Origin of the sequence: Pseudoalteromonas luteoviolacea H33-S (assembly GCF_001625695.1) — a bacterium.
Taxonomy (GTDB): domain Bacteria; phylum Pseudomonadota; class Gammaproteobacteria; order Enterobacterales; family Alteromonadaceae; genus Pseudoalteromonas; species Pseudoalteromonas luteoviolacea_B.
In genome coordinates, this window is the sequence record NZ_AUXY01000051.1 from 62,948 (window position 1) to 87,643 (window position 24,696).

The window sequence follows — 24,696 nt, forward strand, 5'->3', positions numbered from 1 at the left end:
AAAAGCTATTACACCAATCTGTTTTTTCGATTTGAAAATAAGGATAGGCTGAGTTGTGTTTTAAGAGCGGTACACCGTTTTAATTAAGTGAAAGCCAAATTTGGTTTTAACAGGGCCATGAACCTCGTAAAGCGGCTTTTTGAAAACTACGTCGTCGAAGGCTTTAACCATATCGCCCTTGTTAAATTCACCCAGGTCGCCGCCACGTTTTTTTGAAGGGCATGTTGAATGCTGTTTTGCTAGCTTATTAAAATCTCCCCCCTTTTCGAGTTTGGCTTTGATGGCTAAGCATTCTTTTTCAGTTTTGACTAAGATGTGATACGCGCAAGCTTTAGGCATGATAATACTCCGGTATGTTTAAGGATCGGATCATGCAAGGCGATGGCGAAAAACGCAAGAGGCAATTGCTTGCTCGCCACGCCTTTATCAGGAAAGCGCAAGCCGTCACCTGGTTTTGTCAGTGGAGATGACGGCGTTATATTAAAAGGTCACACTAAAACCAATTGAAGGGCGCATTTCGAAGTCGTCATTTTCTTCTTTTATATGTAGGTCATTCACCGACGAGATCTTGTCGTAATCTAAATCAATGTAGGCGACATTGTCCTGACCATAGGCATTCATGAGCTCAAGTATTAATTTGCCCTCTAGGCCAAACACGGTGGTTTTTCTTTCAAATCGCACATCCAGCCTGTGGTAAGTCTTAAAGCGCTCAGAGAACGGATCGCCATAAACAGGTAAAAATCGCCCAGCGTGATCTGGGTTCTCTCTTACACCGACAATAGGGGTGTAAGCTTGCCCACTGCGTGCGGTAAAGTTAAATCCACCTTGCCAGAGCTCATTAATGTCGTAGTTTAAGACCGCGTTAAATACGAGCGGTGTATCTGCATAATAATCTCGCGTGACGTTACGGCTTAAGTCAGTTCGTTCACTTTTGGCGTAGCTCAGTGCTACCCAGCCATACCAGTTATCGGTTTTGTTCTTATTTACCAACAGGTCAACACCATATGCACGCCCTTCGACTTGGTTGCTATATAAAAGATGTGCATTACTGCCCGCATCGATCGCCAGTGGTAAATCTTCCATGGTTTTATAATAGCCCTCTATCGACCAAGACCATTCATTTTCAAGCACTTGTCTAAATCCAAGGGTGCTGTGTGTTGCAACTTGTGACTTGAGGGCTGGGTTACCTATCTCCGGTAGAATGTACTCAACATCTTGCATGCGGTTGTAACGACCGACTTTCGCGCTTATCACGCTATTAGGTGTCACATAGTAATTCACTGCGACACGGGGCGAAGTAAATGTTTCGTCGGTATAGCGGTTATGCTGGCTTTGTACACCGACTTCGGTTTGCCAGTCTTCATGGGGTTGCCAGATATGCGTGATCCCAACAAAACCTGAGTCCAGATCTATGGTACGTTTACCTGAAATACGATCTCCCTTTTTCAAGTCACAGTCTGGATCAATCTCAGTACACAAATATTGAAATGTGTCATATTCATAAGACGTTTCATTATCAAAGTAGGCTGCGTCAAATACAAATCGGTGCTGTGGGTTAACGGTATAGTTTAAGCGTGCTTTATAGGTAAGTTGCTTTTCACCTTCTTGTTCAAAAAAGCCCGCTAGATTATTTGGTTGTTTGCCAAATTCGAGTCGCCCTGAATGATCCAGCGCGCCAACACCGACCCTTAAGTGAAACTTTTTGTTGTAGTGATCCCACAGAATACTCTGGCTATTAAAGTCTCGAATAAATCGGGCATCCCCCTGAAACTCAGGCGTTTTTTGTGCGAGTTCAGCTCGTTCACTAAACCCTGCTGCTGCGGAGTCTTCAGCACCGGTAAAATTAAAGGTGAGGGTATTGCTGTTATTAATGTCCCATAAAAATTTGCCTTGATAGTCATGATCATCTGGGGCGTCGTTAATGGTTACCCCTGATGGTTCGCCATCATCATCATCTAGCTCTTCTCCTTCACTGAAAAATAAAGGGAGCGTACTTTTTCTGCCCGAGACATAAAACGCCGTATTTTCAGTGGCCTGACCTTCCACAAAAAAACCAGCATTAAACATCGAAAAGTCTAGTGTGGTCGTAATTGGCTGGTATTTGGGGTTTCTTAACGTAACATCAAACACCGCACCTGTAGCATTACTATAACCCGCGCCATAGCCTGCTGAGTACAACTGAAAATCTTGAATAATATGACGATTAAAAATGGAGCTGCCAAAGTCATGGAAAATATACCCTGCCGGCATAAAGTCGACTTCAAACATGTTGTCGCTGGGTGATGAGCCTCTAACTGCAGGCTCGCTCATAGAACCGCCAGCAGCGACGACCCCCGGTAGTGCAAAAACAGCACGCAGTGGATCGCCCAGTGCACCTGGCATTTCTATGAGCTTTTCGGTGTCTTCCGTAATTTCTGAGGTAATAGAGCTGCGTTTGTAAATGACCTCTATATGCTCAATGTCATCTTTTTTGGTTTGAGCATGTGCTGACATTGCCATACACAACATGATTGGAGATAAAATAAAACGCTTTTTCGCAGTAAGTGCAAACATCGTCGAGTCCCTTTGGCAGTGAGTAACTTCAAATTTGATGACAGTGTACGGACTAAAAGCGTTGATTTATTGCGGATTTGGGTAAGAAAATGTATTGCTGCGATACACTTTCTTACAGGCGAAATCTAATACCCAGCTCGCTTGAGTAACCAATAGAGCGCTCGATGACTTTGAGCTTTGGGTTCATCACATAGTAAGTTGGATAGGCTTTAACTTTATAATCTTGTGCTGTTTTTCGGTTGCCTAATAAAACAGGCATGGATAAGTTCAAGTCTTTGCTAAAAGCTTTAACTTCTTCGGCACTTTGAAAGTCTAGCGCGATGGCAACTGCGTTTACTTTTCCTTGGCGGTGAAGCTTGTCTATATTCGGCATGCTGTAACGACAAATGTTACACCAAGGTGCAAAGAAATAAATGACAGAACGATCCCCCTTAAGCTGGCTAATGTCATATCTTTGCGACGTATCCTCTAATAAAGGTAGTGAGAAGTAGGGGGCTGATTGCTTGCCATCATCTTCCAACATACCGAGCTCTTGATACGCAAGCACGGCCGCAAAGATGACAACAAAAACGATGATATTAAAGAGAGATTTAATCATTACTGGCGCTTAATCTGCGTTGTTATAAATGAAGACCGAGCGCCAGTATAAAAAATTGCAACAGGGTTGCAAGGAGTTTGTCGCAAGCTTTCTTTTTATAAAAGCATAAAGCTTCATTACCGCTGATAAATATTTTCACCAAGATAACGTTTCGCTTTATTTGCTTTTAACTTGGTAAGGTCGACGAGTACCAGCCCATCTATACAATTATTGAAATCAGGATCAATGCTAAAGCTTAAAAAGTTAACGCCGTCTTGTTCACAAAGCTCAGTATACTGCTTAAAAAGCGTTGGCACCTGTGCACCCATGTTCGCCAAAATGTGTTTGAGTTCAGCAAAGTCTTCTTTTATATCATTACCACAGAATAAATCAGTACAGGTCTCTAATTGAGATTGTGAGAGCTTAAATTCATTATTTGGGTTAGCTAAGCTGCCAAGTGCTGAAAAGTAGTGTTGATAGTGATATACCAACATGGCTTTTGCTTTATCTGGCAGTGCGTTTGATAAACTCACGGGGCCGAATAAATAGCGGTGTTCGGGATAGCGCTGAATAAATGCACCTATGCCATACCAAAGGTAATCTAGGCTTTTACGACCCCAATATTTAGGCTGTACGAAACTTCGACCCAATTCCAAACCTTGATTAAAATAGGGGACCATATCATCCGTGTATGAGAACAAGCTACTGGTATATAAGCCATTGGTACCATGTTGCTGAATAACCTGCTGAGCACTGGCTAAGCGGTAAGCGCCCACCAGTTCAAGTTGCTTGGCGTCCCATAGTACTAGCTGCTGATAGTACATATCATATTTGTCAGTGTCTCGTCTTTTACCGCTGCCTTCACCGACGGCTCTGAATGCAATTTCACGTAAGCGACCGAGTTCTCGAAAGATGGGGGAGCTCCCAGCATATTGATACAAATATATATGCATGCCATCTGCGGTTTCGCCAAGACGCTCACATTGCTCAATGGCTTTTTTGAGCTCTTTTTTGCATTCAGGAACGGCAATGGGGGTTTGTGTTTTTAACGGTAGCGCTTTTTTACTGTTTAATCGATACAATTGCTTGCGGATAAGTGCAACGATTTCTTTATCTTTGAGATTATCTAATCGATAGGACTCCGGTGGGATACTGGCCCCAATCTCAAACTCCAACGATTTTTGTCTTTGCTTAAACATTTCTTTAACCAAAAGCAAACTCGCTAGAGGTTTGTAAATCATAGACGTGCCGTAGAACAGGGGGCTGTTCTTCGCTTTGATATAGATGGGGAGAATAGGGCAGTTGGCTTTTTTTGCCATGCGTAAAAAGCCTGTATTCCATTTGCAATCCTTGATACCCGTTGGACCTAGCCTAGAGACTTCGCCTGCTGGGAAAATTAACAGTGCCCCTTCGCTTTTAAGGTGCTTTTGGATATTAGCAAGTTCTTGCTTGCGACTGGCGTTAGATAGGTTATCCACTGGGAGTAACAATGAATGCATTGGCGTAATTGACATCAACATTCGATTGGCGACGACTTTTAAGTCGGGCCTCGCTTTGGCCAAGACTTTGATGAGTGCGAGGGCATCCAAAGAACCAATAGGGTGATTTGCGACAATTACGACGCTGCCTTCACTAGGTATGTGCTCAATTTGCTTAGGTTTAAACCGTGCATCAAAATCTAATTCTTCAAGTACTTGCTCTACAAACTCAAGACCCTCCAAATGTGGGTATGTATCTGCAAATGCGACAAACTCTTGTTCATGTAATAAGTAGCCTAGTCCTTTTTTTACTAAACCTTTCACTTTTGGTGAGTTTTCTAGTTGTGGCAGGTTGGCTTCGATCACTTTATCAACGCTGATCATCATAATTCTCTACGGCTGTGTTTATAGCAGATTAAAAACTGAATGTGACAATTGCGTTGCATGGGTATGTCAATTTTATGGTGATCGCGCACTATTATCCGCGTGTCACTAAACGATATACTGTGCAAAGTGAGCTTTGTATTTTAAATTGGGGTGTAATATGTCTGTATTGGTTTGTATAACCGGAAGAAACAATGAAAAATTAATGGCAAAATTACAAGTTGCATTACCTGATGTTAACTTGCAGTTATGGCCTGAATGCGACGACTTATCAGGCATAGAGTTTGTATTAACATGGAAAGCGCCCGAATCACTTTGGCAGCAATTACCAAACCTGAAAGTGGTGCAGTCTTTCGGCGCGGGTGTAGATGGTATCCCCATGAATAGCCTCCCAACAGATGTAACAGTTGCAAGGATTGTTGATCCCCAGCTTAGTGATGATATGGCACAGTATGTATTGTCTCATGTACTGGCTTATAAATTGAGGCACCAATCATACATTGCTAATCAAGACACTCAATATTGGAAGCCGCGCCGTGCAAGAACAGGTGAAAGTGTAGGCATACTCGGTTTGGGTGAACTGGGTAAAGTTGTTGCAAAGCGGCTATTAGATAATGGTTTTATGGTTAGAGGGTGGTCTAGAAGCCATAAAGAGATTGATAACATTGATTGCTTTCATGGAGAGGGGCAACTTGAAGCATTTGCCTCTGAACTCGACTATTTAGTGTGTTTGTTACCATTAACTGTGGAAACACATGGCATATTGAGCAAGTCTATTTTTCATCATGTGTCTAGTGAGTGTTTACTGATTAATGTCGCAAGAGGCCAGCATTTAAATGAACAAGACTTGATTGAAGCGCTAGATAAAGAGGTGCTTGGTGGTGCAGTCTTAGATGTTTTTGACACAGAGCCATTGCCTAAAACACATCCTTTTTGGAACCACCCTAAGGTGATAGTCACTCCACATATTGCAGCTGTGACAAATCTAAATACGGTTGTTGCACAAATTGCAGAAAATATCCGAGCTTGCATCGCGGGTTTACCGATTAAAAATACAGTGGATGTGAACAAAGGCTACTAATATTTTTAGATACTAAAAAAGAATTAATTTTGACTGAAATTCTCTCAAGTTGACTTTATTAATGAATGATTTAATAGAGAAAAAAATTAACTCTCTGATTTGTAAGTAAATGTAAGTAATAGTTATTCTAATTTACATAATTACTGTATATAAAAACATATTGTGACATCTTTTTATATTCAGTATGTTAGGGAAAAAACAATAATAAGACAGGAAAAAAAATGAAAAACGGTCAAGGTGGTGTGAAACTTTATTTTGTCGTTATTTCTGTACTTGCATTGGGTGTTTCAGCTTGGTTTAACCAAGCACAGGCAGCTGAGAGCCAAACCTGTACGTACTTTGTTCAAACTCAATAAAGTATGTTGAAATGAATATGGGGCTACACGCCCCACTTTGTGCTTTATCTCTTCGCGTGTATTTCTCTATTTTCCAGTTTTTTCTCGTCGCTTTTCTTGAGTAGCGTATAGGTTGAACCGCTCCCACCGTGGCACGTCAGTGCAGAATGAAAAGCTAATACATTAGGCATTTCTTGCAGCCATTTATTACAGTAGCTTTTCAGAATAGCTGGAAACGGCTTACTTTTCAGACCGACACCATGGCGGATCAGTAAAACTCGGATATTTCTTTTTTGGCAGTCTGTAACAAATTCGAACATAGCCTGGCGGGCTTCTACAAATGATTTTCCATGTAGGTCAAGTGTTGCATCAATCTGGTATTTGCCCAATCTTAAGTTTTTGTAGACACCCTCTTGGACACCATCTTTTTTGTAGCCTAACTGGTCATGGGGGTCTAACAGGTCAACATATTCAGTGGATAAAAAGTTAGGGTCGAAATCCAATTCTTTTTGAGCTGCTTTGCGCCTTGCTAGTTGCGCATCCGTTGGTTGGTTTTGCTGTTTTTTAAGTTGTGCGCGATTATCTTGTGCCAGCGGTACAACATCGCCCATTGAAGCTAAAAATAATTCTTCATCTGTCATTGCCATGACGAATCTCCAATAAGGGACAATTTTCAAGATTCTAGCCTATCACTGTAACCTTGAATAGCCTTAAGCAGGTGAATATTTTTTTGATCTAAATTGAGGTGAAAAACGTAACGCGCAAGACAACCTATCTATTCATGTGAATAGATATGTATTTTTATTTAATAGATATTATTAATGAAAGTGAGCTGAGATTTCGTGTACCTCAGCTAGTCGATACTTTAGTTGCTATCGTAGTGCTCTAGTGTAAACACTTTAAACAAATAAAAGGAGTTAATCAGAATTAATCCAAGATTAGAAATCACAGAAGTATCCATAAGATCTAGACTAAACAAAACAAACAATAAGCTACAAGCCATGATAGCTGCGGCTCGAAGCAATGTTTTATGATTAATAAAAAGAGCTCCAAATCCCAGTACCAGTAATAAACTATTCAGTAACCAGTCAAACTCATTAGCCATGATCTTAAATAAACTCCATAGATGATTAAAAAGGGGCGCCATTATGCGCCGCTTTTTTAGTCACCTCAAGCGAGTATTTTTATGATTTTCGAATTAGTTTTTTTAATGGAATGCAAGGTGTTTCATTGCGGCGATGAAACCTTGGGTTTCAATAATTGCATACTTTTGACACGTATCAGGCTTTGACACATCTTGACACAAATAAAGTGTGCTGCGCTCCGATGCTTTAATCGGCTGTAAGATGGAATCAAATAAAATAGGTTCGACACCAGGCAAACCTGGCCAATAGACGCTCTGGGTTACCATGTTGAGCTTCTTATACGTGATAAGTTTAGGCTTTGGAAATAATATAGCGATAAGTGCTATAACCCCAATGGTGATAAGTGTTGTCAGGTTTTTTTTCGGTGGTTCGGTTTCTACTCCTTGGTGGCCGTGCTGCTGTACGAGTTCTTGCTGTCGTTTAATTTGTTGTTCAGAGAGGCGACGCTTTTTCTTTTTGTTTGCTTGTTGCTTTTGAAAGTCACTTTTATTCAATAGTGTTTGTTTTTTTGGATTATTTGCCATGCTTAGGTGTAGCCTTTTGGTTGCAGGACTCTATAATAGTTCTATGCTATAGATGATAGCGCATTTCTAATTACTAGCCCACGGGAAAGGATATGGAACAACAGATCTCTATTCTCATTGTTGATGATGTAGGAACCGTTCGCAGCTTTTTGCATCAAACATTGATGCATTTGGGAATTGACAATGTAAAAGAAGCATCAACTGCAAAACAATGTATTGAAGCATGTAAAGAGCGGCACTTTGACATTGTTTTTTTGGATATAGAATTACCGGATGGAGATGGAAAAGAATTAATTGCTGAACTGGCTCAAATAAATCCTGAGATCAATGTAGTAATGGTATCTGCCCACTCAACGGTTGACAACGTGAAAGACGCTATTGAACGTGGGGCGAAAGGGTTTGTTGTAAAACCTTTTTCTCCTAAGAAAATTGCAGCAATGTTGAAAAAGTTTTATCCGAAATTGGAAATAGCGTAATACTTTGAAAGTATTACGTCTTATCCCAGTATGATAGGCATAAAAAAACCGACTTACGTCGGTTTTTTTATATCCATTTCCACAGATTATAGCGCTTTGATTTTAGCAGCTAGGCGGCTCTTGTGACGAGCAGCTTTATTCTTGTGGATTAGACCTTTAGTTGCGTAGCGGTCTAGGATTGGAGTTGCAACAGCAAATGCTTGCTGTGCAGCTTCTTTATCACCAGCTTCAATAGCAGCGATAACTTTTTTGAAGTATGTACGCATCATTGAACGACGGCTTGCGTTGTGCTGACGACGCTTTTCGCTAGTGATAGCGCGTTTTTTTGCAGACTTGATGTTAGCCAAGGTATGCTCCTAACAATCTTTTAAAAATAAGCTTAGTTTTAAGGCCGAGGACTATGCCTGTTTTATGATCCAATGTCAATAAAAAATAACCTGTCCGACCTATGTATTTCAGTACGGCGTTGCTACATCTTTTATGCCAGTTAGCGTAAGATGCGCCGCCTTTATAAGTCTGTAAAACCATCTCCTAAACCTGTGGTCCTCGGCTACGGCGTTAACAGACTACGAATCATAAGCCTAAAGGCTAATGATTAATGGACGTATTGTAGCAAAACACAGAACCCAAGCCTAGCTTTAATAATGAGGTGCGTTGCTTTCTCATTTGTGCCCGATGTTTAGTAGTTATGGTTCTTGCTGGTCTGTGGCATACTTGGCGCTTATTTTTTATTTCTTAAGGTAAGTTTAGTGGCAAAAGGGCTATTCAAGTCAGGCATGATTGTGAGTGCAATGACTATGTTATCTCGCATTTTGGGGTTAGTGCGCGATGCAGTCGTTGCAAATTTACTGGGTGCTGGTCTCGCAGCAGATGTATTTTTATTCGCAAATCGCATTCCAAACTTTTTTCGACGTTTGTTTGCTGAAGGGGCTTTTGCTCAAGCGTTTGTCCCTGTTTTATCGGAAATAAAAGAAAAACATGGTGATGACGAAGTACGTGTCTTTGTTGCGCAAGCGGCGGGAACTCTTGGGACTATCTTACTGTGTGTCACAATATTGGGGGTTGTTGGCTCCCCAGTCATAGCTGCACTCTTTGGCACAACTTGGTTTATCGATTGGTGGCAAGGCGGAGAAAATGCAGATAAATTCCTACTGGCCAGTGCATTACTTAAATTTACCATACCTTATTTATTCTTTATTTCATTGGTAGCACTATGTGGCGCGGTAATGAATGTTTACAACCGTTTTTCAGTTGCGGCGTTTACACCCGTACTATTAAATGTTTGCTTAATTAGTTGCGCGGTACTATTGCACGACCGTTTTGAGCAAGGTGCGTATGCTCTTGCTATTGGTGTGTTCATTGGCGGGGCTGCCCAATTGGCATTTCAGCTTCCTTTTTTAGGTAAACTAGGCATGCTATCTCGTCCAAAATTTGCATGGCATGCGCCACATGTGACAAAAGTTCGCAAGTTGATGTTGCCTGCTATTTTTGGTGTCTCGGTGAGCCAAATTAATTTATTACTTGATACGATCATTGCCGCAGCATTAATGACAGGATCAATTGCGTGGCTATATTACTCGGACCGCCTTATTGAGTTTCCGCTTGGGTTATTTGGTATTGCCATTGCTACAGTTATTTTACCGACGCTATCAAAGTTGCATGCGAATGATAAAGGTGAGAATTTCCAGCAAACAATGGACTGGGGGGTACGATTTGTACTTTTACTTGGGTTCCCGGCAATGGGGGGGTTGATTGTAATAAGTCCTTTAATTATTTCTGTGCTATTTGGGCATGGTGAGTTTAAAAATGGCGATGTTGACAATATAGCTGCTGTCAGCGCAGGTGTGACCGCATATAGTGTAGGTTTGGTTAGCTTTATGCTGATAAAAGTGTTAGCGCCTGGTTTTTATGCAAGGCAGGATACTAAAACACCAGTAAAAATTGGTATTAAGGCACTGACTCTCAATATGATTTTCAATTTGGCATTAGCGCCTTTTTTCGGTTATTTGGGCCTTGCTCTAGCGACTTCACTGTCAGCGACATGTAATGCTTTTTTGCTTTATCGTGGACTCAAAAAAGAGCGGGTTTACACCATTTCAACCTTTTCAATGTGGTTTGCCGCAAAAGCCATTTTTGCAACTTTGGTTATGGCCAGCAGTGTTTATTGGCTATCACATCAGCTTACGTGGCGAGGGGAAGGGATTGCGACACAGTTGTGGGTTTTGGGTAGTTTATTAGCGAGCGCAATCTTTTTGTACTTCTGCGTTTTGTATGTTTGTGGTGTTAGGGTGTCGACGATAAAAGAAATTCGGCAGATAGAAGAATAAATAGACTCGATTGAAGGTCTTCATAGCTCGCATTTCTAACTAACTTGGGTATAATCGGGCTTTTTGAAGACTCGAGCAAAAGGCACGCGTTGTATGCAATTAATCAGGGGCATCCATAATATTCGACCACACCACTACGGCTGTGTTTTGACTATAGGAAACTTTGATGGTGTTCATTTAGGCCATACTGAAGTATTAAAAGGGCTCAAAGCAGACTCTGAAAAATACAACTTACCCAGTACCGTGATGCTCTTTGAGCCGCAGCCGCAAGAGTTTTTTATTAAGAACAAAGCGCCAGCTCGATTAACACGACTGCGTGATAAGCTTGCGTTGCTCGCTGAGAATGGTATAGAGCGCGTTATTTGTGTCAGCTTTAATAATAAGTTTTCAAATCTAGAAGCTGAGTTTTTTGTCCGTGAAATACTTTATCAACGTTTGGGAGTTAAAGCCCTGACTGTAGGTGATGATTTTCGTTTTGGCAAAGCTCGTAAAGGCGACTTTGCGATGTTATCAAATATCGGACAAGAGCTGGGTGTACACGTTAAAGATACATTGAGCTTTAGACAGCAAAACAGCCGTGTCAGTAGTACGCTTATTCGTAATGCGTTAGCACAAGGTGATCTTCATAAAGCACACGAGATGTTAGGTCATACTTATGCTATCTCTGGGCGGGTTATTCATGGCTGGAAAAAGGGTCGAGAGCTAGGCTTTCGCACCGCAAATGTAGCATTGAAGCGACAAGTGAGTCCTGTACAAGGAGTCTTTGCTGTAAATGTTTACATCCAAAACAAGATTTACAACGGTGTAGCTAATGTTGGTACAAAGCCGACGCTAAACGGCAAGCGTGCTTTATTAGAAGTACACCTATTTGATTTTGACCAAGATATTTATGGTCAATTTATTAAGGTGGAGCTTATTCATAAGCTTCGCAATGAACAAAAATTTGAGTCACTGACGCATCTGACAAAGCAGATATCGGCAGACGTCGATGCAGCAAGAGCAGTATTTTCTAAAATTAGGTAGCCGAACGGAAAGTAAGTTAAATGAGCGATTACAAACATACTTTAAATTTACCGGAAACATCGTTTCCGATGCGTGGCAATTTGGCGCAACGCGAACCCAAAATGCTTAAAAAATGGTATGAACAAGACTTATATGGTCAAATTCGTAACGCGAAGAAAGGTAAAAAGCCATTTATACTGCACGATGGCCCTCCTTATGCGAATGGCAATATTCACCTAGGTCATTCAGTAAACAAGATTTTAAAAGATATCATTATCAAGTCGAAGACGTTGTCTGATTTTGACGCGCCTTACGTGCCTGGTTGGGACTGTCATGGTCTACCAATCGAGTTGATGGTAGAGAAAAAAGTCGGTAAGCCGGGCAAGAAAGTATCGGTTGCTGAATTTAGAGAAAAATGTCGCGAGTATGCTCGTAAGCAGGTTGATGGCCAAAAAACAGACTTTAAACGCCTAGGTGTGTTTGGTGATTGGGATAAGCCATATCTGACAATGAACTTCGACTTCGAAGCGAGTGCGATTCGAGTACTTGGTCGTATCATTAAGAATGGTCATTTACACAAAGGTGCTAAACCTGTGCACTGGTGTACTGACTGTGGTTCTGCGCTTGCTGAGGCAGAAGTTGAATATCAAGATAAGCAATCACCTGCAATTGATGTACGCTTTGTATTTACCGAAGCGGCTGCAGTAGAGAAAGCATTTTCACTGTCTGAAGGTCATGAAGGCAAAGGCGATATCAGCACAGTTATCTGGACGACAACACCTTGGACACTGCCTGCAAACCGAGCTGTTGCTGTACACGGCGGCCTTGAGTATGCATTAGTTCAAATTGAAGACGAAGGCAAAGAACAGCGCCTAGTATTAGGCTCTGAGTTAGTAAAAGACGCAGTTGACCGCTTTGGCTTCAAGCAATATCACGTATTAGGCTACTGTAAAGGTGATACGCTAGAAAACCTAGAAGTTGCACACCCATTCTACGATTTTAATGTACCGGTTATCCTTGGTGAGCACGTTACGACTGATTCAGGTACTGGTATCGTTCATACAGCGCCTGGTCATGGTCAAGAAGACTTCGTGGCAGGACAAGCATATAACTTAGAGGTTGCAAACCCTGTAGGTGCGAACGGTGTATATTTACCGGACACGCCAATTTTCGCTGGCCAGCATGTGTTCAAAGCGAACGAAAATGTGATTGAGCTTCTGACTGAAAAAGGCATGTTAATGCATCATCATGCATTAACGCACAGCTATCCACATTGTTGGAGACACAAAACACCAATTATTTTCCGTGCAACACCGCAATGGTTTGTAAGCATGGATCAAGCTGATTTACGTAAAGACTCGATGAAAGAAATCGAGAAAACACAGTGGATCCCAGCTTGGGGTGAGAACCGCATTGCTAACATGGTAGAAGGTCGCCCAGATTGGTGTATTTCACGTCAACGTACTTGGGGCGTGCCAATTGCACTATTTGTTGATAAAGACACTGGTGCACTTCACCCAGATACTGAAACTCTAATTGAAAAAGTAGCTGACTTAGTGGACCAAGCTGGCATTCAAGCTTGGTATGACTTAGAGCCAAGCACTTTACTCAATGAAGCAGACGCTCAGCAGTACGTTAAAGTGCAAGATACGCTGGATGTATGGTTTGACTCTGGTGTCACACACGCATGTGTTGTTGATGCAAGAGAAGAGCTGACTGGCCCTGCAGATTTATACCTAGAAGGCTCAGATCAGCACCGTGGTTGGTTTATGTCATCTATGATGACGTCTGTGGCTATTAACGGTCACGCGCCATACAAGCAAGTGTTAACGCATGGTTTCACCGTTGATGAAAACGGCCGCAAGATGTCAAAGTCTTTAGGTAACGTGATTTCACCACAAGACATCATGAATAAACTAGGCGCTGACATCCTACGTTTATGGGTTGCTTCAACCGATTACACAGCTGAGATGACAGTTTCTGATGAAATCTTCAAACGTTCAGCTGACCGTTACCGCCGTATTCGTAACACTAGCCGTTACTTATTGTCTAACTTAAGCGGTTTCAATCCAGCAACAGATTCAGTTGCCATTGAAGATATGGTTGAGTTGGATCGTTGGATTGTGTCTCGTGCAGCAGAATTGCAAAGTGAGATTGTTGAAGCTTATGACAACTATCAAATGTTGGTGGTCACGCAGAAACTAATGAACTTCTGTACAGGTGAATTAGGCTCATTCTATCTTGATGTTATTAAAGACAGACAGTACACCGCGAAGAGTGACAGTCATGCTCGTCGTTCATGTCAGACTGCGCTATATCATATCGCAGAGGCAATGACGCGCTGGATGGCGCCTATCTTGAGCTTCACGGCGCAAGAGCTTTGGGAAGCACTGCCAGGTGAACGTGGTGAGTTTGTTTTCACTGATGTTTGGTACGACGGAATTACAGGCGCAACGTGTGGTCAACTTGATAATACGTTCTGGCAAGAGCTATTAACAGTTCGTGATGAAGTGAACCGAGTACTAGAGAACGCACGTAAAGAAGAAGTCATTGGTGCAACATTACAGGCTGAGGTAACGCTGTACACAGGTGGTGAATTAGCTGAAAAACTGCAAGGTTTAGAAGATGAACTACGCTTCGTATTACTTACTTCAAAAGCACATGTTGAAGTAGTATCAAGCCAACCAGAAGGCTCAGTGGCTTCTGAGATTGACGGCTTATTCATTAAAGTTGCTGCAACAGATGCGGCGAAATGTGATCGTTGTTGGCATCACAGCGAAGATGTTGGTACAAGTGAAGCGCATCCAGAGCTATGCGGTCGCTGTATAACCAATGTTGACGGTGAAGGCGAGCAGCGTAAATTTGCATAGGAGTTGCAAGTGACCAAATTGACCGAACGAAGTGGTCTAGTGTGGTTATGGTTGAGTCTACTGCTTTTTGCAGTAGACTACGTCACAAAAGCATTAGTTGTTGCAAACATGAAGCTGTATGAATCAATAGAGCTGTTGCCGTTTTTCAATTTTACATACATGCATAATTATGGTGCTGCATTTAGTTTCTTAAGTGAAGCCGGTGGGTGGCAAAGATGGTTCCTCAGCGGTATTGCCGTAGTTATCAGCGTATTGTTAGTCGTTTGGCTAAAAAACTTAAGAGCCAATAACTGGGTTCTGTGCGGCGCTTATTCATTGGTGCTTGCGGGCGCTATAGGTAATTTATATGACCGCGTAACTTTAGGCTACGTTGTCGACTTTTTACATTTTTATTATCAAGATTGGCATTACCCTGCTTTTAACGTCGCTGACATGGCGATCGTTGGTGGTGCTGGTTTACTTTTATTTGATGCATTTTTTGGTGATAAAACCAATACTCGGGAGACAGAGGCGTGAGTGAACAAGTCATAGGCCCTAAATCAGAAGTTCTGTTCCACTATTCAATAAAGCTGGAAGATGGATCTGCTGCTGACTCAACAAAGGTGAACAATAAGCCTGCTAAGTTGTTTATGGGAGATGGAAGCCTCACTGAAAATTTTGAAAGCTGTTTACTGGGGTTAAAAGAAGGTGACAATAAAACCTTTGAGCTCCAGCCAGAAGATGCTTTTGGGATGCCAAATCCAGATAATATTTATTATTTAGACCGCACCAAGTTTGGTGCCGATACACCTGCAGAAGTAGGCAGTATTATTGCCTTTACTCAGCCCGATGGCACTGAGTTACCAGGGCTTATTCGTGAAGTGGCAGGGGACTCTGTTACAGTTGACTTTAACCACCCTCTTGCAGGTCAGGTGGTGACGTTTGAAGTAGATATCTTAGAGGTTCATAGTTAATGGAAATCTTGTTAGCTAATCCACGAGGGTTCTGCGCAGGTGTAGATAGAGCGATTAGTATTGTTGAGCGCGCGCTCGATATTTTCGAAAAGCCTATTTATGTACGTCATGAGGTTGTGCACAACAAATATGTTGTGAATGGTCTCAGAGATAGAGGCGCAGTATTTGTTGAGGAGCTTCATCAAGTGCCAGATGACAGCATCGTCATTTTTAGTGCGCACGGTGTCTCACAACAAGTGAGGCAAGAAGCGAAACGACGTGAATTGAAAGTGTTTGATGCAACTTGTCCATTGGTGACCAAAGTCCATATGGAAGTGACTCGAGCGAGCAGAAAAGGCACTGAATGCATTCTAATCGGTCATCACGGTCATCCAGAAGTTGAAGGTACTATGGGGCAGTACGATAATCCTGAAGGTGGGATTTATCTTGTTGAGACACCTGAAGATGTTGCCTCATTAGAAGTCAAAGACGCGAGTAATTTATTTTATTGTAGCCAAACGACATTGTCAGTAGATGATACGGCAGATGTTATTGATGCATTGCGTGAGAAGTTCCCTGAAATCCATGGACCACGCAAAGATGATATTTGCTATGCAACGCAGAACCGTCAAGATGCAGTACGTGACTTAGCTGATAAAGTTGATTTGTTACTCGTGGTGGGTGCAAAAAATAGCTCGAATTCAAATCGCTTACGAGAATTAGCAGATAAAATGGGCACCGCTGCGCATCTTATCGATGATGAGAAAAGTATTGATGCTGATTGGTTTGATAATGTAGAACGTGTAGGCGTTACTGCCGGTGCATCTGCACCTGAAGTTTTGGTTCAGCAGGTAATTTCTCGCTTGAAGGAGTTGGGTGGACATACGGTTGTAGAAAACCCAGGGCAGGAAGAGAATGTTGTGTTTGCAGTGCCTGTAGAGCTGAGATAACACATGACACCATGGGTTCATTCGACGTCGATTGACCGTGGTTTATTTAAGGCGATGCTCACTGAGCGAGGCATACTTGCAATGATTATTGCCTCGCAAGCTGTCGCCTTTATTTATACACTGGCTAGTGGTAAAGACTTTTGGTTAAGTCTTGGTTTGGTCAGTCTTTTCACACACGCAAATGCATTTATCACACTTGCATTAATAGCCCTTGTGTTGCGATTTTTAAAACCGCTTTCGTTCAAGAGCGAGCTTGGTTTGGTGCTGGTTTTCTTCCAGTCTGTATGTATTGTGACAAGTGTGCTTGTCCAATACTCCCCGTTTACTCCCGTTTCGCCTGTAGATTGGCCGTTTGTTATTAATAATAATGCCATCTGTGGTTTTGTGGTGATTTTGTTATTACATTTCATGGCAATTTATATCGATAACCTCAACACGATTGCACATGCAGCGAATGCCGAGCTAGAGGCGTTACAAGCGAGAATTAGACCTCACTTCTTACACAATGCATTAAATACACTGGCTGAGCTTTGTCATGAAAGCCCAAATGATGCTGAAGAAGCAGCTTTAACCATGGCAAAACTGATGCAAGTCGCTTTTGCACGCAATAAGACACATAGCTTAGGGCAGGAAATATCTCTGACAAAAGGGTATTTAACAATAGAGAAGTATCGCTTTGAGCATCGCCTTAAGGTTGTATGGTCCATTAATAATGTTGATTTAAACGTAAAGGTGCCCGCGCTCATTTTGCAGCCGCTGGTAGAAAATGCCGTAGTTCACGGTATTGAGCCTGCTAGGGAGGGCGGGGTGATCAACATTGAAGTGAATTTTGTGAATTCAATGTTAGCTCTTAAAGTAGATAATCCATTTAACGCTGGCTCAAAATCACGCTCAGGCCAGGGGATCGCCCTTGAAAACATAACTCGCCGTCTATCAATTTACTATGGTGAAAAAGCAACTTTGAAGACATCGCAAAAAAGTGGTAGATTCTTGTTAACAGTTATGTTGCCGCTTGGAGCTTTGAATGAAATATCTGGTAGTAGATGATGAACCGATTGCACGACGACGTATACAGCGATTACTCGGTGAATTTGAGATACTAGAGTGTGTTGGAGAAGCTCCGGATGGCCAACAAGCGGTTGAGCTTGTTGAGAGTTTAAAGCCTGAATTGGTCTTTTTAGACATTTCGATGCCAGGGATGGATGGCATCGAACTTGGAAAGTACTTGCGTGAAAATAACGCTAATTTGAAATTGGTGTATGTAACTGCTTACCCTGAACATGCATTAAAAGCTTATCAAATTTTCGCTTCAGGTTATCTTGTTAAGCCTGTTGATCGGAGCCAAATATCTGAGTTATTGAATCACCTTTTCCCTGATTCATTGGCTAAGCTGCAATATCAAGTAGGGCATGATATTCGTTGGGTAAATGTACCTGATATTTTGATTGCGCAAACAGATGATAGATATACGCATATATATTTTGAAGGTGGTGATGCACTGATTGATATGCCTTTGAAGAAACTATTGTCTGATTATCCCCACCATTTTGTCCAGGTACATCGAAATACCATTGTTAAAAAGGCGAGCATTGTAAAACTAGAAAGTTGCGAAGGGGGACATCGAGTTGTTCTCAATGGTCTAGCAGAGCCTGTACAGGTAAGTAGACGCGCTTATGCGAGCTTAAAAACAGTGTTTTAACCACTGACCCTCATTGATTGACCGTTTAGTCATCTGGCGGTTTGGTTATCAAAAAAAAGCGATAATATGTAATATAGAGTATATATTGAGTTTTTTTCATGGGTAATTTGTTTCCAAAAAAAGTCCAAGCAGGGTTTACCTTATTAGAAGTGGTCGTTGCTTTTATGGTGCTTAGCTTTGGGTTGTTAGGTGCGGTTGCACTGCAAGCGAAGGCGAAGCAAGCAAGCTTTGACTCGATGCAGCGTGCTGCCGCAGTTGCCTTAGCAGGAGATATTATCCAGCGGATCAGGTCAAACGACACAGCCTCATTAATCGATTTGTATGGTGGCTCGTTTACCAGTGAAACCGAGCTTAATACAGATACGACGTGCTTCTCCAACTTTTGCAACAATCAGGCGATAGCTAATTTAGACAAAGAACAATGGAAGCAAGCTATTCGGGCAAAAGAAAATACGGGTTCTTTAGACGATACAACAGTCTGCATCACCCCTGTTAGAGATGGTGATGGCTTCGAAGTCACTGTCACTGTTGCTTGGGTTGGCCGTCAAGCGATTAAAGCAAATAGCACGACATCGGGTATTAACTGCGGTACCAATGATGACTACAGAAGGCTGGTATCGTTATCTAGCTTTGTGCTTGTAAGGAGTTAGCAATGCGCCAGCGTGGGTTTACCCTGATCGAAATCTTAATCTCGCTATTTATCGGGGCGATACTCTTAGGTGGCGTTGTCGCGACGTATGTCAGTATGCGAGTGACGACAAAAGACACGATGGCCATTGGTGAGCTGCAAGAAATAGGTCGATTATCTCTCACATTGCTGCGTAGAGATTTGGAGCAGATAGGGTTTTGGGGCACTTTTTACGATAAAAGCTTTAGTACTGTTAACTCCGTAAGTCCAGCTAATCCTGCTGGTGATTGTTTTGGGGGATTGAATAACGGTAGCTTCCCTGCTGCTGTGCCTACTAACTTTCGCCCAATTTATGCCAGCTATACGACTACGGGTACCACGCTAGAGTGTATCACTGGCGCAAAAAAGAATACTGAAGCCCTGCAACTTAAATTCCTAGAGGGCGAGCAAATCATCAATGATGCGGTAAATAGTAATAAATATTATTTTATTGCGCAGCAAGAGCAGGGGGAGTTTATTGCGGGGAGAGACTTTGTCGCTTTACCCAATGTAAATGCGACGCTCTGGCCATATAGTCATCATGTTTATTACATAAGCGAGCAGCAGATAACCATTAATAATGCGCCATTGACAATTCCGGTACTGATGAGGAAGAGGCTAACTGTGACCGGTCAGATGACTACTGAAACCGTCATCGAAGGCGTTGAGGATATGCGCTTTTTATTTGGTATTGATATTGATGGCGATAGCCGAGTGGATAGCTATCGCAGTGTTAAGCAAATGACGGCTGCTGATTGGGAAAGGTCTGAAGGTGTATTGACAGTTCAGGTTATTGTTCTTGTTAGGTCGTTGGAGCCTGATCCTGGAATAAATTTGAAGAACCAAAAATATACATTAGGGAACGATACCGACAAAGTCATTCATACATTTTCAGACAATTATAGGAGAACCGTTTTTTCAACGACTGTTCAGCTATATAACATGGGGTCTTCAGCATGGTAAATCATTCGAAACAAAAGGGGATGGTATTAATCGTCTCTATGGTACTGATCGTTGCGGTGACGAGTATCGCTGTGACACTGATGAGTAGCAGCACGATTGATATAAAAATTACCAATGCAGCACAAGAACGTGAAACAGCTGAGGCCTACTTAATGGGCGAGGTGCAGCGATTGGTAAAAGATCAAAAACAAATGTTTGGTGCCAGCAAGTTTCACCTCACAAATGGCCAGATTGACGCCAATGATGGCGGTGTTCACAAGTTTGATAATGAAAACCAAGAAAGCCTAGTCGATTATGAATTAAGAAACTTGAATAAAGGACAGTTAGAAGTTCCGTGCCCTAGGATATATGGTTATACCGAGGGGGTTGTCTGCAATATGACTGAGTTAACGAGCTCCGTAGAGTATGGTGACCAAGGCCGCCATAAGGTGACAGTCGTTATTGGTATTGGTCAAGAAATTCAAGATGTTAAGGCAAATCAATGATGTACTTTAAAAGACTCTTATTAGTTTTTTCACTGATAAGCAGCTGTGTATATGCTGAAGACATAGAGTTGTATGTAAAACACGATGTGGGTGGCTCTGAAAAGTCACGTGTCATTGTGATTTTTGATACCTCCGGCAGTATGGCGTGGGATGTTAATGACGGCAGACGATGCTATGAATATCGAAATTGGCGACTGCGTTCAGTCGATTGCTTTGACACATCTAAAACGTCAAAAGCGTGTTATAAATACATCAATGGCAGATATCGTTCTGTAAACTGTGGAGACAGTAGATTAAAAGTGGCACAAGACGCCATGGTGTCTTTGGTCAATAATAATCCAGATTTTGACTTCGGTTTGATGCGCTTATACTCAGGCTCTGGTGGATATGTATTAAATGGGGTTGGTTCCGACCCTAGTGTTGTCATCAGTAAAATTAATAGTTTACGAGCGAGTGGCAGTACGCCACTTTCTGAAACTTTGTGGGAGGCGTATCTATATCTTACAGGAAGAGCTGTAGATTATGGGTATAACGGTGGTGATAACCGAGACAAATCGATTGAGGTGAGTGGTTATTATAAATCACCATTTGCACCAGTGGCAGGGGAGCCTGAACGCTGTGATACATCTACAAATGTTATCTTGATGACGGATGGAGATCCCACCAGTGATACAGGGAAAAACTCTGCAATTGCAACTGAATATTTTAGCAAATTTGGTTCATATCCTTCTGCCGTATCAAATAGTTATCTAAATTCATTGGCTAAGTTAATGCGGGGGACTTCGGAAACACAAGTAGATTTATACCCCACAACATTGGATAAGCAAGACTTTGCACGTGTTTATACCATAGGATTTGGTACTGGTATGTCTAATGCCGGTAAAGCCCTATTAAAGCAAACAGGTGAGATTGATGGTGGGGGCGATTACCTTCACGCAAATACGGCATCACAGTTATCTGAAGCACTAAAACTAACTATTTCAAAAATTCGAGAGCAAAGCGATAGTTTTTCATCTCCCTCAGTATCTACGAGTAGTTCAGATTTGAGTCGCAGTGGTGATTCAGTGTACTTCACCATGTTCTATCCTGAAACTCATACTCGATGGGCTGGGAATCTTAAAAAATTAAAAGTGACAGGTGGTATCGTACATGGTTCATCTAGTACAACTAATGCGATTAATGATCAAGGCCAAATTGATAAGTCAGTAACAACATTTTGGTCTGCGCCAAGCAGTAAAGATGGCAATGTGGTGCTGGAAGGCGGGATTAATTACCAGCTGACCGAGCGGCAAACAGTTCGTCGTTTATATTCAGATTATGGTAAAGGGGCGCTGTATGATTTTGATTATGCATCCGCTTTAAATGCTCATCAAGGTTCATTGGTAAATTTGGCAGCAAAGCTTGATAGTTCAACGGCAGAAGTTCAAAACACTCTTTTGTGGGCAAGGGGGCTTGATGTGGATGACCAAAATGGTAACCGCATCACGAACGAAAGGCGAAAAGATATTTTTGGAGACCCACTTCATTCAAGACCTGTGACCATCGACTATGGCAATGATGATTTAAGGGTGATAGTGGGTACCAATGCTGGTTTTTTGCATATGTTTAAAGACAAAGGCGAAACAGTTGAAGAAAGCTGGGCGTTCATTCCAGACTCGCTCCTAGATATCTTAAAACCGCTTAGAGATCGCAGACAAGATACTAAACTATATGGTATGGATGGACCTATCACAGTATATTTTTGGGATAAAAATGACAGTGGCGTGGTGGACTCTGGCGAGAAAGTTTGGTTGATTGCGGGCATGCGACGTGGCGGCAATGAATATTATGGTTTTGATATTACGGTACCTGATCAGCCCAGAATGCTGTGGGGTGGACCAATTAAGGGCGGTGTCGGTGATTTCACCGAGTTAGGTCAGTCTTGGTCTAAGCCTATTGTTTCTTTTATTACTGCTCAACCCGACAAGCCAGTGTTAATTTTTGGTGCGGGGTATGACACGAATAAAGACAACTCCACCTTCTCTGAAGACAGTAAAGGTAGAGGTATATATATAGTTGATTTAGAAAGTGGTAAGCCAGTGTGGTCTTTGACTCCTGATAACGGCTTTAAAGGTGAGCATAGCATTGCAGCGGATGTGAGTGTGCTCGACTCTGACTATGATGGGTATGTTGATAGGGTATATGCAGCCGATACTGGTGGTGGGCTTTGGAGAATTGATCTACCTAGTAGCAAACCGGACGATGAAGATGCGCCGTGGACACATTATATGCTGGCTAATTTGAGTGGTGGGAATGACAATGCAAAAAGAAGATTTTTCTACCGTCCTATGATAGCGAGGACTTACTTTAGTAAGGTCACCGAAGAAATTATAGATGGCAAAGCGACTAAAATCAGAAGGGATGTACCGTATGAAGGTATCTTGATTGGTAGTGGTAACCGAGCGAAGCCAACATCAACACACATTAAAAACTTTTTATTTATGGTTAGAGATGAAAATACAAAAACTCAATCCTTTACGTCAGATAATACGCCAAGTGTGATACGTGCAAGCGATTTGTTTAATGTCACTAATGACCCATTCAAATCTAACTTAGATAGTTATGAGAACTTTACAGATCAAGAGGTGGAGCTGGGTAAAGCAAAAGGTTGGAAAATTAGGTTAGAGACTGGAGAAAAGTCTCTTTCTGCTGCAACGGCGATTGGTGGGTTAGCCTATTTTACTTCATTTTCACCAACGACAGTGTCAGAGAATCAATGTTCGATTGGCGAGGGCACTGGCTACATGTACATAGTGCACCTCCATTACGGTATGCAAGTATTTCAGTTACGTCGTTATAGGACAACGGCAACATTACCGGATACACCAAGGACGCATTACGATGTATATGAAGACTCAATCACGAAGAAAAAGACGGTCAAAGCCAAAATTATTAGTCCGACGGTGATCAAAGAGGACGCGTTGGATGATATGTTTGGTGATAATCCCTCTAAAGGCATTGAAACTTATAAGCTTGAACCACCTAATGTTTATAAAAATACCGATGGCTCTGCGAATGTACCAGGTGCTTCGCCACTGACGATCACCTATGAAACAAGGCAGCTCTATATTTACAAAAAAGAAGATAATGATGAAAAGTAAAATGCGTATTGACTCAGGTTTTACGTTGATCGAGCTCGTAATTGTTGTGGCTATTGTCGGTGTACTCGCCACCTTGGCGTACCCCAATTACTCTAGTTATATACTACGTGGCGCGAGAGCTGATGCCATGACTATCTTATTGGATGCGGCAAACAAGCAGGAGCAGTATTTCGTGGATAATCGAGAGTATGCCAGTAAATTGGAAGATATTGGCGTACCAACAACAAGTGAAAACGGTTATTTTGCTATCTCAGTCAGTGTGAGCAATGGTGGTTATACCTTAACTGCAACAGCCGCAGGTGGACCTGTTCAAGGAGATCTTGAGTGCAGTAGTCTCTCTATCAATAACTTAGGTATGAAAACAGTGACAGGTACAGCCAGCGCGGATACATGCTGGGAGCGCTAAAGCTTACATCTAGAAGTATCTTGTAGCCTTGTGCGTCCAGCAGTGCTTAAAGAGAGTGCTTTTCCATATTTGCTGCCATCGCGTTTGGTGATGCAATAGACAAAAGTACCATTAGCAAGGCCCCAAGTACTGCCTGTATGTTTAAACGTTACTCCAGCTCTTTGATAACTTATATCGTCAGTAGGGTTGATGCTAGTGCTGACTGTGAGAATGGTGTCTTGAGTATTTAAGCATTTTAGCTGCCCCCTATCGATGAATAGAGTGAGCTCAGTATGCCAATAGTTTTTTGCGCAGCAGTTTGAAACCAATGGGCACAGTGTGACACGTTCACCAGAATAAACCGCTTTGAGTCTGGCGTAACTTATTAACCTGTCTAGATACATAAGTGCGTGTTTAGGCCTATTTATGGAAATCACTTCGCTCATAGAGGGAATAGCAAGGGACGCTACAATGGCGCTAATTGCTAGCACGATAAGCAGCTCAAACAGTGAAAATCCAGTATTTTTAATTTTGTTCATCAATTCCGCTCCAATCCTTGAATATGGGTACGCATTTTGGCGACTTTGGGTATGGATTTGAGGGATGAAAACTTATATATCGTTGGCCATGTGCACTTTATTATTATTTTTTAGTGCATCTTTACAATAGCGAGTGTGAAAATGAAAAAGTTAATCTTTTTTGATTTTAAAACTCTTGTTTAGC

The 24,696-nt window shown here is 42.0% G+C and carries 25 protein-coding genes; 16 read left to right on the top strand and 9 right to left on the bottom strand.

Going from position 1 to position 24,696, the window contains the following annotated elements; translation table 11 throughout:
- Positions 1–60 precede the first annotated feature (60 nt).
- From N477_RS03945 to N477_RS03960, 4 genes are all read right to left on the bottom strand, one after another.
- Positions 61–339 (bottom strand): peptidylprolyl isomerase, encoded by a 279-nt coding sequence (locus N477_RS03945; protein WP_063360263.1) that lies wholly within the window; start codon positions 337–339, stop codon positions 61–63.
- Between the two features lie 141 nt (positions 340–480).
- Positions 481–2,553 carry a TonB-dependent receptor plug domain-containing protein gene (locus N477_RS03950; RefSeq protein ID WP_063360262.1) on the bottom strand — a complete coding sequence of 691 codons (2,073 nt, stop codon included), beginning with the start codon at positions 2,551–2,553 and terminating at the stop codon, positions 481–483.
- Between the two features lie 112 nt (positions 2,554–2,665).
- Complete coding sequence (locus N477_RS03955) at positions 2,666–3,151, bottom strand: TlpA family protein disulfide reductase (protein WP_063360261.1); 486 nt, start codon at positions 3,149–3,151, stop codon at positions 2,666–2,668.
- A 116-nt stretch (positions 3,152–3,267) separates the two neighbouring features.
- Positions 3,268–4,992, bottom strand: coding sequence for a GNAT family N-acyltransferase (locus N477_RS03960; RefSeq protein ID WP_063360260.1), 1,725 nt, complete (start codon positions 4,990–4,992; stop codon positions 3,268–3,270).
- Positions 4,993–5,152: 160 nt separating this feature from the next.
- On the opposite strand from N477_RS03960, the gene N477_RS03965 reads away from it, so the two are divergent.
- Both N477_RS03965 and N477_RS26555 read left to right on the top strand, forming a co-directional pair.
- Entirely contained in the window at positions 5,153–6,073 is a 921-nt protein-coding gene (locus tag N477_RS03965) for a 2-hydroxyacid dehydrogenase (RefSeq protein WP_063360259.1), read from the top strand.
- Positions 6,074–6,294: 221 nt separating this feature from the next.
- Positions 6,295–6,429 carry a hypothetical protein gene (locus tag N477_RS26555; protein WP_269199988.1) on the top strand — a complete coding sequence of 45 codons (135 nt, stop codon included), beginning with the start codon at positions 6,295–6,297 and terminating at the stop codon, positions 6,427–6,429.
- A gap of 44 nt (positions 6,430–6,473) precedes the next feature.
- On the opposite strand, the gene smrA is transcribed toward N477_RS26555, so the two are convergent.
- The 3 genes from smrA to N477_RS03980 form a co-directional block, all read right to left on the bottom strand.
- Positions 6,474–7,055: a DNA endonuclease SmrA gene (gene smrA, locus N477_RS03970; RefSeq protein ID WP_063360258.1), complete on the bottom strand. Its 582-nt coding sequence runs from the start codon at positions 7,053–7,055 to the stop codon at positions 6,474–6,476.
- Positions 7,056–7,273: 218 nt separating this feature from the next.
- Positions 7,274–7,513, bottom strand: a complete 240-nt coding sequence (locus N477_RS26430) for a hypothetical protein (RefSeq protein ID WP_063360317.1) — start codon at positions 7,511–7,513, stop codon at positions 7,274–7,276.
- A 102-nt stretch (positions 7,514–7,615) separates the two neighbouring features.
- Entirely contained in the window at positions 7,616–8,077 is a 462-nt protein-coding gene (locus N477_RS03980; protein ID WP_063360257.1) for a hypothetical protein, read from the bottom strand.
- A gap of 92 nt (positions 8,078–8,169) precedes the next feature.
- On the opposite strand from N477_RS03980, the gene N477_RS03985 reads away from it, so the two are divergent.
- On the top strand, positions 8,170–8,553 hold the full coding sequence (locus tag N477_RS03985; protein WP_063360256.1) for a response regulator: 384 nt from the start codon (positions 8,170–8,172) through the stop codon (positions 8,551–8,553).
- Positions 8,554–8,639: 86 nt separating this feature from the next.
- Here the strand turns inward: N477_RS03985 and rpsT are convergent, their stop codons facing one another.
- Positions 8,640–8,900, bottom strand: a complete 261-nt coding sequence (gene rpsT / locus N477_RS03990) for a 30S ribosomal protein S20 (protein WP_010382487.1) — start codon at positions 8,898–8,900, stop codon at positions 8,640–8,642.
- A gap of 402 nt (positions 8,901–9,302) precedes the next feature.
- On the opposite strand from rpsT, the gene murJ reads away from it, so the two are divergent.
- The 13 genes from murJ (at position 9,303) to N477_RS04060 (ending at position 23,994) form a co-directional block, all read left to right on the top strand.
- Entirely contained in the window at positions 9,303–10,880 is a 1,578-nt protein-coding gene (murJ, locus tag N477_RS04000) for a murein biosynthesis integral membrane protein MurJ (RefSeq protein ID WP_269199989.1), read from the top strand.
- 93 nt (positions 10,881–10,973) lie between these two features.
- A complete protein-coding gene (gene ribF / locus N477_RS04005; protein WP_063360254.1) occupies positions 10,974–11,903 on the top strand; it encodes a bifunctional riboflavin kinase/FAD synthetase in 930 nt (309 codons plus the stop codon).
- 20 nt (positions 11,904–11,923) lie between these two features.
- A complete protein-coding gene (ileS, locus tag N477_RS04010) occupies positions 11,924–14,752 on the top strand; it encodes an isoleucine--tRNA ligase (RefSeq protein WP_063360253.1) in 2,829 nt (942 codons plus the stop codon).
- A gap of 9 nt (positions 14,753–14,761) precedes the next feature.
- A complete protein-coding gene (gene lspA / locus N477_RS04015) occupies positions 14,762–15,268 on the top strand; it encodes a signal peptidase II (RefSeq protein WP_063360252.1) in 507 nt (168 codons plus the stop codon).
- Entirely contained in the window at positions 15,265–15,705 is a 441-nt protein-coding gene (gene fkpB / locus N477_RS04020; RefSeq protein ID WP_063360251.1) for an FKBP-type peptidyl-prolyl cis-trans isomerase, read from the top strand. Before lspA ends, fkpB begins: the two co-directional genes overlap by 4 nt.
- Positions 15,705–16,634: a 4-hydroxy-3-methylbut-2-enyl diphosphate reductase gene (gene ispH, locus N477_RS04025; RefSeq protein WP_063360250.1), complete on the top strand. Its 930-nt coding sequence runs from the start codon at positions 15,705–15,707 to the stop codon at positions 16,632–16,634. The genes fkpB and ispH overlap by 1 nt, the downstream gene beginning before the upstream one ends.
- Before the next feature lie 3 nt (positions 16,635–16,637).
- On the top strand, positions 16,638–17,681 hold the full coding sequence (locus N477_RS04030) for a sensor histidine kinase (protein WP_081216322.1): 1,044 nt from the start codon (positions 16,638–16,640) through the stop codon (positions 17,679–17,681).
- Entirely contained in the window at positions 17,659–18,333 is a 675-nt protein-coding gene (locus tag N477_RS04035) for a LytR/AlgR family response regulator transcription factor (RefSeq protein WP_081216321.1), read from the top strand. Before N477_RS04030 ends, N477_RS04035 begins: the two co-directional genes overlap by 23 nt.
- Before the next feature lie 98 nt (positions 18,334–18,431).
- Entirely contained in the window at positions 18,432–18,983 is a 552-nt protein-coding gene (gene pilV, locus N477_RS04040) for a type IV pilus modification protein PilV (protein WP_063360248.1), read from the top strand.
- Positions 18,984–18,985: 2 nt separating this feature from the next.
- Positions 18,986–19,963 (top strand): PilW family protein, encoded by a 978-nt coding sequence (locus N477_RS04045; RefSeq protein WP_063360247.1) that lies wholly within the window; start codon positions 18,986–18,988, stop codon positions 19,961–19,963.
- Positions 19,957–20,448 (top strand): pilus assembly PilX family protein, encoded by a 492-nt coding sequence (locus tag N477_RS04050; RefSeq protein WP_063360246.1) that lies wholly within the window; start codon positions 19,957–19,959, stop codon positions 20,446–20,448. Before N477_RS04045 ends, N477_RS04050 begins: the two co-directional genes overlap by 7 nt.
- Entirely contained in the window at positions 20,445–23,588 is a 3,144-nt protein-coding gene (locus tag N477_RS04055) for a pilus assembly protein (RefSeq protein ID WP_331245838.1), read from the top strand. Before N477_RS04050 ends, N477_RS04055 begins: the two co-directional genes overlap by 4 nt.
- The gene (locus N477_RS04060) at positions 23,578–23,994 is read left to right on the top strand and encodes a type IV pilin protein (RefSeq protein WP_063360245.1); all 417 of its coding nucleotides are present in this window, start codon (positions 23,578–23,580) and stop codon (positions 23,992–23,994) included. Before N477_RS04055 ends, N477_RS04060 begins: the two co-directional genes overlap by 11 nt.
- Here N477_RS04060 and N477_RS04065 read toward each other — a convergent pair.
- Positions 23,991–24,512 carry a GspH/FimT family pseudopilin gene (locus N477_RS04065; RefSeq protein WP_063360244.1) on the bottom strand — a complete coding sequence of 174 codons (522 nt, stop codon included), beginning with the start codon at positions 24,510–24,512 and terminating at the stop codon, positions 23,991–23,993. The two genes, N477_RS04060 and N477_RS04065, sit on opposite strands and share 4 nt — an antisense overlap.
- Between the last annotated feature and the right edge of the window lie 184 nt (positions 24,513–24,696).